13 protein-coding genes are annotated in these 13115 nt (G+C 64.8%); 9 read left to right on the top strand and 4 right to left on the bottom strand.

What is annotated here, in order from left to right; genetic code table 11:
- Positions 1 to 19: 19 nt before the first annotated feature.
- Entirely contained in the window at positions 20 to 1183 is a 1164-nt protein-coding gene (locus C8N43_RS06205) for a M20 aminoacylase family protein (protein WP_107844771.1), read from the top strand.
- Positions 1184 to 1425: 242 nt separating this feature from the next.
- Positions 1426 to 1872 carry a response regulator gene (locus C8N43_RS06200; RefSeq protein WP_158269925.1) on the top strand — a complete coding sequence of 149 codons (447 nt, stop codon included), beginning with the start codon at positions 1426 to 1428 and terminating at the stop codon, positions 1870 to 1872.
- 92 nt (positions 1873 to 1964) lie between these two features.
- On the opposite strand, the gene moaA is transcribed toward C8N43_RS06200, so the two are convergent.
- Positions 1965 to 2969, bottom strand: a complete 1005-nt coding sequence (moaA, locus tag C8N43_RS06195) for a GTP 3',8-cyclase MoaA (RefSeq protein ID WP_107844769.1) — start codon at positions 2967 to 2969, stop codon at positions 1965 to 1967.
- An 85-nt stretch (positions 2970 to 3054) separates the two neighbouring features.
- Here moaA and C8N43_RS06190 point away from each other — a divergent pair, with 85 nt between their 5' ends.
- Entirely contained in the window at positions 3055 to 3567 is a 513-nt protein-coding gene (locus C8N43_RS06190) for a hypothetical protein (protein WP_107844768.1), read from the top strand.
- Here C8N43_RS06190 and C8N43_RS06185 read toward each other — a convergent pair.
- From C8N43_RS06185 to glmU, 3 genes are read right to left on the bottom strand one after another with little or no spacing between them, the layout of a single operon-like run.
- A complete protein-coding gene (locus C8N43_RS06185; RefSeq protein WP_107844767.1) occupies positions 3564 to 4238 on the bottom strand; it encodes a DNA alkylation repair protein in 675 nt (224 codons plus the stop codon). The two genes, C8N43_RS06190 and C8N43_RS06185, sit on opposite strands and share 4 nt — an antisense overlap.
- Entirely contained in the window at positions 4235 to 6058 is a 1824-nt protein-coding gene (glmS, locus tag C8N43_RS06180; protein WP_107844766.1) for a glutamine--fructose-6-phosphate transaminase (isomerizing), read from the bottom strand. Before glmS ends, C8N43_RS06185 begins: the two co-directional genes overlap by 4 nt.
- Positions 6059 to 7411 carry a bifunctional UDP-N-acetylglucosamine diphosphorylase/glucosamine-1-phosphate N-acetyltransferase GlmU gene (gene glmU, locus C8N43_RS06175; RefSeq protein ID WP_107844765.1) on the bottom strand — a complete coding sequence of 451 codons (1353 nt, stop codon included), beginning with the start codon at positions 7409 to 7411 and terminating at the stop codon, positions 6059 to 6061.
- Positions 7412 to 7516: 105 nt separating this feature from the next.
- On the opposite strand from glmU, the gene C8N43_RS06170 reads away from it, so the two are divergent.
- The 6 genes from C8N43_RS06170 to C8N43_RS19560 all read left to right on the top strand — a co-directional run bounded on the left by C8N43_RS06170 (position 7517) and on the right by C8N43_RS19560 (position 13115).
- Positions 7517 to 8182, top strand: coding sequence for an HAD-IA family hydrolase (locus C8N43_RS06170; RefSeq protein ID WP_107844764.1), 666 nt, complete (start codon positions 7517 to 7519; stop codon positions 8180 to 8182).
- 98 nt (positions 8183 to 8280) lie between these two features.
- Positions 8281 to 9495 carry a DegT/DnrJ/EryC1/StrS family aminotransferase gene (locus C8N43_RS06165; protein ID WP_107846261.1) on the top strand — a complete coding sequence of 405 codons (1215 nt, stop codon included), beginning with the start codon at positions 8281 to 8283 and terminating at the stop codon, positions 9493 to 9495.
- A gap of 846 nt (positions 9496 to 10341) precedes the next feature.
- Positions 10342 to 11505 carry an acyl-CoA dehydrogenase family protein gene (locus C8N43_RS06155; protein ID WP_107844762.1) on the top strand — a complete coding sequence of 388 codons (1164 nt, stop codon included), beginning with the start codon at positions 10342 to 10344 and terminating at the stop codon, positions 11503 to 11505.
- Between the two features lie 319 nt (positions 11506 to 11824).
- Positions 11825 to 12169, top strand: a complete 345-nt coding sequence (locus tag C8N43_RS06150) for a hypothetical protein (protein ID WP_107844761.1) — start codon at positions 11825 to 11827, stop codon at positions 12167 to 12169.
- A gap of 11 nt (positions 12170 to 12180) precedes the next feature.
- A complete protein-coding gene (locus tag C8N43_RS19565; protein WP_158269924.1) occupies positions 12181 to 12666 on the top strand; it encodes a hypothetical protein in 486 nt (161 codons plus the stop codon).
- A complete protein-coding gene (locus C8N43_RS19560) occupies positions 12663 to 13115 on the top strand; it encodes a lysozyme inhibitor LprI family protein (protein ID WP_158269923.1) in 453 nt (150 codons plus the stop codon). Before C8N43_RS19565 ends, C8N43_RS19560 begins: the two co-directional genes overlap by 4 nt.

The following is a 13115-nucleotide window of genomic DNA, read 5'->3' as shown; positions in this document are numbered from 1 at the left end:
TCAGAAAAGGACCGCCCCCATGCCCGTCAAGAACCGCTTTGCCGAACTGCTGCCCGAGATCACCGCCTGGCGCCGTGATATCCATGAGAACCCCGAGATCCTGTTCGACACCCACCGCACCTCCGCCCTTGTGGCCGACAAGCTGCGCGCCTTTGGCTGCGATGAGGTGGTCGAGGGGATTGGCCGCACCGGCGTCGTCGGCGTGATCCGCGGCAAGACGAACACCTCCGGCAAGACCATCGGTCTGCGCGCGGACATGGACGCGCTGCCGATCCTGGAGGCGACGGGGCTCGACTACGCCTCCAAGACCCCCGGCGCGATGCATGCCTGCGGCCATGACGGCCACACGGCGATGCTGCTGGGGGCGGCGAAATACCTATCCGAGACGCGTAATTTCGACGGCGTCGTGGTGGTGATTTTTCAGCCGGCGGAAGAGGGCGGCGGCGGCGGGCGCGAGATGTGCGAAGACGGCATGATGGACCGCTGGTCCATCGACGAGGTCTACGGCATGCACAACTGGCCCGGCAAACCTGTGGGCAGTTTCGCGATCCGCCCCGGAGCGTTCTTTGCGGCCACCGACACGTTCGAGATCACCGTCAAAGGCAAGGGTGGCCACGCCGCCAAGCCGCAGGAGACCATTGATACGACTGTCATGGCCTCCCATCTGGTGCTGGCGCTGCAGACGATCGCGTCGCGCAACGCGGACCCGGTGCAGCAGATCGTGGTCTCCGTGACCTCGTTTGAGACGGAAAGCAAAGCCTTCAATGTCATCCCCGAGACGGTCACCGTCAAAGGCACCGTGCGCACCATGTCCACCGAGATGCGCGAGCTGGCCGCCAAGCGCCTGCCCGAGATCGCGCAGGGCGTCGCCGCCATTTTCGGCGGAACGATGGATGTGAACTACATGAAGGGCTACCCGGTCATGGTGAACCACGAGGCGCAGACCGAGTTTGCAGCCGAGGTCGCGCGCAGCGTCTCCGGCGATTGCGAGGACGCGCCGCTGGTGATGGGCGGCGAGGATTTCGCCTTCATGCTCGAAGAACGCCCCGGCGCTTACATTCTGGTCGGCAATGGCGACACCGCCGCCGTGCACCACCCGGAATACAACTTCAACGACGAAGCGATCCCCGCGGGCTGCTCCTGGTGGGCCGAGATCGTCGAGCAGCGCCTGAAAGCGGCGTGATCTAAAGGAGCGCCTTCGGCGCGCATGATTTATGTGCGAGATTTGAGGGGGATGCCCCCCTCAGCCTCGCGGGCCAACACCCCCAGAAGTTCAAGGGTACAGCTGGGCGAGCGACCGCAGGCGCAATGCCGCCGCGCGACCTCGTGCGACCGCGCGCGCATTTTCTGCGCGGACCTTAAGGGAAACTTCACAGCTACTCCCTATGCCTGCCGGGCGAAGAGATGCAGTTGAGGAGACGCCGCGTGCATATTTCCCCCAAGGCCCGCACCGTGATGGTGGTCGATGACGAACGTGTGGATCAGGTGCTCTACGAGCGCGTGTTGCGGAAGGCGGGTCTGTGCAAGAACGTGATCGGGTTCCTGTCGCCCAATGACGCGCTGGACTACCTTTGCGAGGAGGCGCGCCCGAAGATCGATGTGATCTTGCTGGATGTGAACATGCCGGAACGGTCCGGCTTCGACTTCCTCGAACAGGCGATGGCCGAACACGGCGAAGAGCTTGCTGATACGGTGGTGCTCATGGTGTCTTCGGTGCAATGCCCGCAAAACAAGAAGCGCGCGGAAGAGATCGGCGCGGTCAAGAAGTTCCTGCCCAAGCCGCTGACTGCAAACCAGGTGCAGGGCTTGAATATGCTTCTGATGGCGAAGGATCAAGGCCAGAGGCCGATCTCAGGCCAGATGCTGCATTAGTCTGTAATGAAAGCAGGCGGAGGGACTGATCACACACCGTCCATCCCGAGCGGAGAGCCCTTACCGTTCGGTGATGGCTACCGCGCTTGGGTTCAACCGCCGGTGTGGCTCATGTGGCGTGACATCTGCCCGCCAAGTTCCTGCCGGGAATAGTCGAAATCATGGCCCTTCGGCTTCAGCCCGATGGCCGCCCGGATCGCCTCTTCCAAAGGCGCGTCGCCCTCGGACGCGCGCAGCGGCGCGCGCAGGTCTGATTTGCCCTCCTGCCCAAGGCAGGTGTAGATCTCGCCCGTGCACGTGATCCGCACCCGGTTGCAGCTTTCACAGAAATTGTGGGTCAGGGGGGTGATCAGCCCGATCTTCTGCCCGGTCTCCTCCAGCCGCATGTAGCGCGCGGGCCCGCCCGTGCGCTCCGACAGGTCGGTCAGGGTGAACTGTTCGGCGAGCGTCGCGCGCAGGTCCTTCAGCGACCAGTACTGCCCGATGCGGTTTTCGTTGCCGATATCACCCATCGGCATGACCTCGATAAAGGTCAGATCCATACCCAGCTCGGCGCACCAGGCGGCGAGATCGAACAGCTCGTCCTCGTTGAAGCCTTTCAGCGCCACGGCATTGATCTTCACCCGCAGCCCTGCGCGCAGGGCGGCGTCCACCCCGCGCAGCACCTGGGGCAGGCGGCCCCAGCGGGTCACCTCGGCGAATTTCGCTTCGTCGAGCGTATCGAGCGAGATATTCACCCGCCGCACCCCCGCCGCATAAAGCGCATCGGCGTATTTCTCCAGCTGCGAGCCGTTGGTGGTCAATGTCAGCTCGCGCAGCGCACCGCTTTCCAGATGTCGCGCCATGCCTTCGAAAAACGTCATGATTCCGCGCCGCACCAAAGGCTCGCCGCCGGTGATGCGCAGCTTTTCGACCCCCATCCGGATGAAGGCCGAACACATCCGGTCAAGCTCCTCGAGCGTCAGCAATTCCTTCTTCGGAAGAAATTGCATGTTCTCGGACATGCAATAGACGCAGCGAAAATCGCACCGGTCGGTGACGGAAAGGCGCAAATAGGTGATCGCGCGCTGGAACGGGTCAATCAAAGGAGCAGACATAGCGAAACGTTAATGCGGGCGAGAGGTTGCCACAACCCTTGTAAGGCCGTTGCTGACGGGAGTTTTACCAATTAATCTTTTTGCCATGAGACCGATCCTGATACCGCTCGCCCTGACCCTGTCGCTCGCCGCCTGCGGGGGACAGTTTCCCAACCCGTTCAAAAAGCCCGACGCTCCGGCGGAGGCGGCGCCCGACACAGGCGCCCCGCTTGACGCGATCGGCACGACCGACGTGGCCGCAACCCCTGCGCCGCGCCCGGTTGAAATCGGGTCAGAGGGCCAAAGTGCAGCCTCGCTCGACACCACGACGGCGGCCGAAAAGGCACAAGCGACCGCAGCCCCGGCCGGGGCGGCCACGCTCGGCACGACTGTCGCGAGCCTCGGCGACGTGACCCAGCCGGGCTTCTGGCTGCGCACGCCACTGGTCGATGCAGAGGTCGAAGGCACGATCGAGACCGAAGGCGGCGCGGTTGTCGCGGTTACGCTGATCCCGCTCGACGGCCCGCCCACCGCGGGCAGCCAAATCTCGCTGTCTGCAATGCGGGCACTTGATCTGGGCCTGACGGACCTGCCGACCCTGACGGTCGCGCGCAGCTAGAGTTTGCGCGCGGCCTCGCGCCGTGCGAAGGGCTTCATCCGCGCGCCATGGGCGTCCAGAAACGCCACGACCCGCGGCGCGTCATGCTTGGACAGCTCCCGCAGCCACCACGCGATGGCCTTTTGGATGAACCATTCGTGATCGTTGACATAGCCCGCCGCCCAGCCCAGAACCCGGTCCCGGATCGCCTCGTCCGCGGGTTTCGGGTTGTTTTGCTTCGTCCAGGGCAGGGTGATCACCAACGCCGCACGGCGGGTCCACATGTGATCGGACTGCGTCCACGCCTCGACCTCGTCCACGCGGTCGGGCACCCAGACCAGCCGTTTTTGCCCCGCCATGCAGGCGTGATCCGCGATGGCCCAGGCGTCGAATTCCGGCACCCAGGTCTTGATCAGCTCCCACGCGGGTCCGTCATCGGGCCGCAGCCGCGCCTGCGTCAACAGCTTCGCCGCGCAGACCCGTGCCTCGTGAGTGTCACTGCGCCACAGCCCGTCGGCCAGCGCAACGCGCGCCGCCAGATCATCGCCGCGCCACGCCTTGGCCAAGGCGTCGAGCACCGGGTTTGCAATGCCGAGATAGCGCCGCTCGACCTTGTGATAGGCGGCCATGTCCGCCGCCTTGGCCGGATCGCCCAGCCCTTCGAGATGAGCAAGCGCCGCCTCCGGCGTCATTCCACCGTGACCGATTTCGCCAGATTGCGCGGCTGATCGACATCGGTGCCCTTGGCCACCGCCGTATGGTAGGCCAGCAATTGCGCGGGCACGGCGTAGAGGATCGGGGCCAGGAACGGGTCGATATCGGGCATGATGATCGTCTGCCAGACGCCATCGCCGGCCTCCGCGGCGCCGGCTGCGTCGGTGATCAGCACCACCTTGCCGCCGCGCGCCATGACCTCCTGCATGTTGGAGACGGTCTTGTCGAACAGCTCGTCCGTGGGCGCCATGACGACCACGGGGACCTCTTTGTCGATCAGTGCGATGGGCCCGTGTTTCAGCTCTCCCGAGGCGTAGCCTTCGGCGTGTATGTAGCTGATTTCCTTGAGTTTCAGCGCACCTTCCATGGCCAGCGGATACATCGGTCCGCGCCCCAGGAACAGCACGTCCTGGGCAGGCGCGATCAGCTGCGCGACCCGCTCGATCGCGCCTTCGAGGGCGAGCGACTGGTTCACGATGCCTGGCAGCAAGGACAGCTTCTGTAGCCGCGCGACCATTTCAGCGTCGTCCAGGTGACCCCTTTGATGCCCCGCCTTCAACGCCAGTGCGGCCAGGGCCAAAAGCTGGCAGGTGAACGCCTTGGTGGACGCCACGCCCACCTCGACCCCCGCCATGATCGGCAAGGCCAGATCGCTTTCCCGCGCGATCGAGCTTTCCGGCACGTTCACCACCGACAAGATCTTCGCGGCCCGTTCCTTGGCATAGCGCAGGGCCGCGAGCGTGTCCGCCGTCTCGCCCGATTGCGAGACGAACAGCGCGTAGGATTTGTCCGAGATCACCGGCTTGCGGTAGCGATATTCGGAGGCGATATCGACCTCGACCGGCAGCTGCGCCAGCTGCTCGAACCAGTATTTGGCGACTTGGCAGGCGATGAAGGCCGTGCCGCAGGCGACCATGGTGATCCGGTCGCAGGCGGTGAAATCCAGCTCGCCGGAGGGCAGGGTGATGCTCTTGCCGTCGGCTCCGCGATAGGCCTTGAACGCGTCGGCCAGCACCACGGGCTGCTCGGCGATTTCCTTGGCCATGAAGTGCTTGTGCCCGGCCTTCTCGATCCGGGTGTCATCCATCGACAGGACCTTCATCGGGCGGCTGACCTGCCGCCCGGTCTCGTCGAAGATCTCCAGCGAATTGCGGGTCAGGACCGCGCGGTCGCCTTCATCGAGATAGGTGATCCGGTTGGTCATCGGCGCCAACGCAATCGCGTCAGAGCCCACATACATCTCGCCATCGCCATGGCCGACCGCGAGGGGAGACCCCTTGCGCGCCGCGACCATCAGATCGTCCTCACCCTTGAACAGGAACGCCAGCGCAAAGGCCCCATCAAGCCGCGCCAGCGTCTTCTCCGCCGCCTCGCGCGGGCTTGCGCCATTATCAAGGAAGCGCTGCGCGAGCATCGCCACCGTTTCCGTGTCGGTTTCCGTTTCGGCGGTGTAGCCATCTACATCAAGTTCGGTGCGCAACTCTTTGAAATTTTCTATAATTCCGTTGTGCACCACCGCAACCGCGTCACGCTGGTGCGGGTGCGCGTTGGTCACGCTGGGCGCGCCATGGGTGGCCCAACGGGTGTGGCCGATGCCGGATTTGCCAGCCAGCGGCTCATGTACCAGAAGGTCGCTCAGGTTCACCAGCTTGCCGACCGCCCGTCGACGGTCCAACGCGCCCTCGTTGACGGTCGCGATCCCGGCGCTGTCATAGCCGCGATACTCCAGCCGCTTCAGCGCCTCGACGATGATGGGCGACACCTCATGGGTACCCAGAACTCCAACAATTCCACACATTTACGCGTCCTTTTTCATCTTCTTGGCGCGCAGCATCGCCATCAGTTTGCGCGCGAATCCCGCCTTGTTGATTTGCCGCGGTCGGGACAGGGCCAGATCACCGTCCGGCACGTCGTCGGTCACCACGGTGCCCGAGCCGGTCATCGCCTCCGCGCCGACCTCAACCGGGGCGACCAGCAGGGTGTTTGAGCCGATGAAGGCGCCCGCGCCGATCTTTGTGCGGTGCTTGAACACGCCGTCATAGTTGCAGGTGATCGTGCCCGCGCCCACATTCGCACCCGCGCCGACCGACGCGTCGCCCACGTAAGACAAGTGGTTGACCTTGGCGCCTTCGGCCAAGGTCGCATTCTTGATTTCCACGAAATTGCCGACCTTCGCGCCTTCTTCCAGCTCCGCGCCGGGGCGCAAGCGCGCGTAAGGGCCGACCACTGCGCCTTGGGCGACATGGCAGCCTTCAAGGTGGCAGAACGCCTTGATCTCGGCCCCGCTTTCCACCGTGACGCCGGGCCCGAACACGACCTGCGGGCCGATCACGGCGTCGCGGCCCAGCACGGTGTCGAGCGCAAAATACGTGGTCTCTGGCTGCGCCAGCGTCACGCCATTCTCCAGTGCTTCCGCCCGTTTGCGCGCCTGAAAGGCGGCCTCCGCCGCGGCGAGCTCTGCGCGGGTGTTGATGCCCAGCGTCTCCGCCTCGTCGCAGGCAACGACCGTCGCGCGCATCCCGTCCGCGCGGGCGATCTCGACGATGTCGGTCAGGTAGTACTCGCCGCTCGCATTCTCGTTGCCGACCTTGGCGATCAACCCGAAGAGGGTCGCGGCGTCGCACATGACCACGCCGGAATTGCACAATGTCACCGCCAGCTCGTCGTCCGTGGCATCCTTCGCCTCGACGATCTTCACCAGCTCGGCCCCGTCCGTGATCAGCCGTCCGTAGCGCCCGGGCACGGCGGCCTCGAACCCTAACACGACAACATCTGCCTCCGCGCGCGCTTCGGCCATCCGTTCAAGCGTCTCGCCGGATACGAACGGCGTGTCGCCATAGAGCACCACCGCATCGCCCTCGAACCCCTCCAAAGCCGCGCGGGCCTGATCGACCGCATGGGCGGTGCCGTTCTGCTCGACCTGCCGCGCGAAGCTCAAAGTGTCGTCATGCTTCGACAACGCGGCCTCGACCTGATCGGCCCCATGTCCGGTGACAACCACCACATGGGCGGGCTCTAATGCGGCCCCGGCGCTCAGCGCGTGCACCGCCAGCGGCGCGCCCCCGATCTGGTGCAGCACCTTCGGCAGCTCGGAGTTCATCCGGCTGCCCTGGCCCGCGGCCAGAAGGATCAAAGCGGTAGGTCTGCTCATCTCAGGGTCTTTCCTTCTTTAGACGCCCGTTCTATCGGTATCGCGCGGCGGCGCAAGACGTGGGCCGTCACATCTGATTTCGCCGCGTTACAATCCCGAGGGCCCATGCGCACAGTCATTTTCGATCTCGACGGGACGCTGGCCGACACCAGCGGTGACCTTCTGGCCGCGGCCAATCACTGCTTTCGGGGGCTCGGCCACGGCGATGTGCTGACCCGCGAGACCGATGCGGGCACCGCCCTGCGGGGCGGCCGCGCGATGTTGACCCTGGGGTTCGAGCGGCTGGGCGTGGACTACACCGAGGCCGATATCGACGCGCAATACCCGATCCTGCTGCAGGCCTATGGCGACGACATCTCGACCCACACCACGATCTATCCCGGCGCGCGGGACGCTATCGCGCAGCTGCGTGACGCGGGCTACCGGGTGGGCATCTGCACCAACAAACCCGAAGGTCTGGCCGAACAACTGATGGCGGCGCTCGACTTCCGCGACGCCTTCCACAGCCTCGTTGGAGCCGACACGCTGCCCGTGCGCAAGCCTGATCCGGCCCCTTTCACCGCCGCCGTCACCCGCGCGGGCGGCGACCCGGCCCGCGCGCTGCTGGTGGGCGACACTCAGACTGACCGCGACACCTCGACCAATGCGGGTGTGCCCTCGGTGATGGTGACGTTTGGCCCGGGTGATTTCGACGTGGCCAGCCTGAAGCCCGAGGCGCTGATGGATCATTTCGATGATTTGGGCGGCATAGTTGCGCGTTTGATCGGCTAAATCGAAGCCGCGCTTCACAAGATCAAAAGTCGCAGGCCACGCCGTTGACGCCCGCGCGGCGCTCCCGCAAGCTGCGCGCGCAAAGGGAGCCCGACGCGATGCAAGAAATCTTCAAAGGCAGTTTTACGCAGCAGGAACCGATCCCGGACGAGGGCATCGCCGCCGCGATGCAGGTCCTGCAACATGGCCGCCTGCACCGCTACAACGTGGCCTCCGGCGAGTTGGGCGAAACCGCGCTGCTGGAGCAGGAATTCGCCGCTTTCACCGGCTCGAAATACGCGCTCGCCGTGGCCTCTGGCGGCTACGCGATGGGGGCCGCCTTGCGCGCCGTTGGCGTGCAGCCGGGCGACACGGTGTTGTCCAATGGCTTCACCTTGGCCCCGGTCCCCGGCGCGATCGCGTCGGTGAATGCCGAGCCGCATTTTGTCGAATGCACCGATGCGCTGACCATCGATCTGGACGATCTGCAGACGCAGATCGACGCCACCGGCGCCAAGGTGCTGCTGCTGTCGCATATGCGGGGGCATCTGTGCGACATGGACCGGCTGATGGCGATCTGCGACGCCGCAGGTGTCACGGTGATCGAGGATTGCGCCCATACGATGGGCGCCACGTGGCAGGGCAAGCCGTCCGGCACCCACGGGCTGATCGGCTGCTATTCCTGCCAGACCTACAAGCATATTAACTCGGGCGAGGGGGGCTTTCTGGTCTCCGACGACGCCGAGGTGATGGCTCGCGCCATCATGCTGTCCGGCAGCTACATGCTCTACGCGCGCCACAAGGCGGCCCCGCCCCCCGAGGTGTTCGAGCGGGTCAAATACGTCACGCCCAACGTCTCGGGCCGCATGGACAACCTGCGCGCGGCGATCCTGCGCCCGCAGCTCGCGCGCCTGCCGTCGCAGGTCGACGCGTGGAACGCACGCTACCGCGTGATCGAGACGGGCCTGCGCAACACCCCCGGCCTGCGGGTGATCGAGCGCGACCCGCGCGGCACTTATGTCGGCTCATCCATCCAGTTCTGCCTGCCCGATGCCGGTGCGGCGGAAATCCAGAACTTCGCCGCCCGCTGCGCCGCCCGCGGCGTGGAGCTGAAATGGTTCGGTGCGCCCGAGCCCGTGGCCTTTACCTCGCGCTACGACAGCTGGCGCTACGCGCGGCCGCAATCCCTGGCGCGGACGGATGCAATTCTGGCGGGCCTGCTGGACATGCGCCTGCCGCTGACCTTCTCGCTCGACGATTGCGCGCTGATCGCTCGTATCGTGGCCGACGAGGCCCGCGCGCTGCACGGCGCCGAGGCTCTGGCGGGCGAGTGAGCTCAGACCCGCGACGCTCGTCTCGGGCAGACCCGGCAGGTTCGCGGGGGCAGGGGCGGTGACGGCCCCCTCGGCGACCACGCCTTGACGCGCGGCCATATGCGCCAGACGGAAGTGGCGGTTGTGCTCTTCCACGATGCGCTTCAAATCCCCCGGCCCGTAGGTCTGCGCCTCGTCCAGCCCCAGGGCCTCGGCGCAGAGTTTCGAGCAGAAATACCGCGTCTCCACGTGGCGGCGCAGGTTGATGAACTGGGTCATCAAAAGCCCCCAGTAGTCATAGCCTTGCCCCAGCCGCTTGGCCGCGCGCGCAAACGTGTCATGGGGCGCCCAGGGCACCTGCACGAACTCGTAGGCCCCGGGGCGGAAATGCACCTCGCGCAGGGTCACACCCCCGCTCTTGCCCTGCGCTGTGATGCACATATGGGTCTCGCCGTCGCGCGGTGGGCGCGGGCTCTCCAGAAGCTCGCAATGGGAGAACTCGGAACGCGTCACATATTGCACAAGGGTATCGGAGAGCAGGCGTCCCTCCCCCCGGTAGAAGGCCAGATAGATCATTTTCGACAACTCGATCAGAGGATAAGTGAATGAGACGAAAATGCGGCAAAGGCCTGTAGCGGCGCAAGGTTAATGCAACGTTGACAAAGGGTTAATAGCGCTAGTTTCCACCAAAAGGTAAGGAATACCTTACCGTTACGCGGCGTTCGTTAACCAATCGATAGCGCAGTTTCGCATTCCGTTAACGTCACCCGGGCAGTCCGGGCACGCTTTGAGTTGACCGAGTCACCTTCGGCGGCGTAGGATTTGAACAAGTGTTCAATAACCTATTCGCTGCGAGGCCACCCCCCAATGTTCACCGCATCCATGACTTTCGATCTTGGTGAAGACGTCAACGCCCTGCGCGACATGGTACACCGCTGGGCGCAAGAGCGGGTCAAGCCGATGGCCGCCGAGATCGACGCGACCAATGCCTTCCCGCCCGCGCTGTGGAAAGAGATGGGCGAGCTTGGCCTGCTGGGCATCACCGTGCCCGAAGACGATGGCGGCGCGGGCATGGGCTACCTCGCCCATGTGATCGCCGTGGAAGAGATCGCGCGGGCCTCTGCCTCCGTCTCGCTCAGCTACGGCGCGCACTCCAATCTTTGCGTGAACCAGATCGCGCTCAACGGCAGCCCGGAGCAAAAGGTGCATTTCCTGCCCGGCCTGATCTCCGGCGCCCATGTCGGCGCGCTCGCCATGTCAGAGGCGGGCAGCGGCTCTGACGTCGTCTCTATGTCGCTCAAGGCCGAGAAGCGCAACGACCACTTCCGCCTCACCGGCAACAAGTACTGGATCACCAACGGCCCCGACGCGACGACCCTCGTGGTCTACGCCAAGACCGATCCGGAGGCGGGGAGCAAGGGCATCACCGCCTTCCTGATCGACAAATCCATGAAAGGTTTCTCTACCTCGCCCCATTTCGACAAGCTCGGCATGCGCGGCTCGAACACCGCAGAGCTGGTTTTCGAAGATGTCGAGGTCCCGTTCGAGAACATCTTGGGCGAGGAGGGCCGCGGCGTGCAGGTCCTGATGTCCGGCCTCGATTACGAACGCGTCGTGCTGGCGGGCATCGGTACCGGCATCATGGCCGCCTGCCTCGACGAGATCATGCCCTACATGGCCGAGCGTAAGCAGTTCGGCAAACCCATCGGAAGCTTCCAGCTGATGCAGGGCAAGATCGCCGACATGTACACCGCGATGAACACCGCGCGGGCCTATGTCTACGAGGTCGCCAAAGCCTGCGACCGCGGCCAGGTCACCCGTCAGGACGCCGCCGCCTGCGTGCTCTATTCGTCCGAGGAGGCCATGAAGCAGGCCCACCAGGCCGTCCAAGCCATGGGCGGCGCAGGCTTCCTCGCCGACGCCCCCGTCGCGCGGCTGTTCCGTGACGCCAAACTGATGGAAATCGGCGCCGGCACCTCCGAGATCCGCCGCATGCTCATCGGCCGGGAGCTGATGGGGGCGATGGGGTAATGAGGTTTGCTTCGTGGATATTGGGACTGGCGTGCCCTCGTTGCGAAGCCCCTGCGCCGAAACAGATAATTACTGATCTTTTTAGTCCCGGTATTCCGAGGGTTTCCGGTCTGGACCGAAGCTGCCCCAACTGCGCGGAATCGCTTCGAGTTCAACCTCCTCACCGTCAACGTCTCTTTTTTTTCCTGTTTTTTCTCGGACTACACCTTCCAGTCTTCCTGTTCAGACTTGATGCGTGGGTTATTCAAGCGTGGATATTTGTCTGGGCTGGTGCAGTCGGTTTCTGGCTAAGAAAGAATTCGGAACTTGAGGTCGTCCAATGACCCTCCGCCCCCTCCACTTCGCAAGCCTCGCGCTGCTCACCCTGCTGCTGCTCGCGGGCGCAGCCTATTACCGCTCGCAAACCCTCAAACTCACCGAGACCGAGATCATCGAGACCTACGCGGCCCGCTACCTCGACACACACCCGCAGGCGGACATGACCCATTGCCGTGCGCGGCCCGGGCAGGGGGCGACCCGCATGGTTGTCATTTGCGGCCCGGAGCCCTTTGATGCGGCGAGGCATTACGAATATCACGTCGGCCCCCTCGGCGGGCTGATCGAAGAAAACGGCCCCGGCGACTGGGCCACGAAACAGCCCGTTGCCCCGCGCGACGCGGCCTGAAGGACACGGACATGAAATACCTCACCCTGATCGCAGCACTGATGGCAGCGCCCACTGTGGCGCAGGCCAATACGACCATCGCCGAGGATAAGGTCCTCGTGCTCGCCTGCCTCGAGAACATGGGCACCACGACCCAATGGCCGCAATGCGTCGAGCTGATGTTCCAGCCCTGCGTCAGCCACGAGGTCGGCACCGACGCCCACGCCGCCTGCCTGGGCGAGGTGCGCAAGGGCTGGGTCACCACGGTCGAGATCCTGCAAAAGGATCTCACCGACGCCATCACGCTCGACGCTTCCGCCGAAGTGCTCGACATCATGGGGCAATGGACGGGTTACGTGGTGCAGAAGTGCCAGGCGCAGGCCGCATCCCGCGAGACCGGCGCGGAAAGCGCCCGATTGGGGTGCGAGATCTCCGAGATGGCCGGGCTGTCCGGCGAGTTTGCTGCCTGCATCGAAGGCCGCTCGACGGCGCAATATTGCGAATACAAAGACCAATGATCCGCGCGCTCGCCCTTATCGCGGCGCTCGGCGCCACGCCCGTCGCGGCGCAGGACCTCTCCGCTGATCCGCAGCGGGTCTTCGCCTGCCACGCAGCCACGGCGGAGGGCGAGCGATATCCCGACTGCCTTGGCGCGGCCTCCAACGACTGCCAGCTCAAGCCCGGCGGCAGCACCACGCCCGGCATCGCCGCCTGCATCGCGTCCGAGACCCAAGCCTGGGACACGCTGCTCAATCAGGAATACCAGGCCACCCGCAGTACGTTGCCCCAGCATGCCGAGGCGTTGAGGACCGCGCAGCGCGCGTGGATCGCCTTTCGCGATGCCGAATGCCGGCTGACCTACGACCGCTGGAGCGGCGGCACGATCCGCTCGGTCGCCTATGCCAACTGCCTGCTGGTGATGACCGCCGAACGCGCGCTTGCGCTGCGCGATATGCGGCCGAGGTAA

The sequence above is a fragment of the Litoreibacter ponti genome (assembly GCF_003054285.1).
Lineage (GTDB): Bacteria > Pseudomonadota > Alphaproteobacteria > Rhodobacterales > Rhodobacteraceae > Litoreibacter > Litoreibacter ponti.
This window is presented reverse-complemented; position numbering and strand designations above follow the sequence as displayed.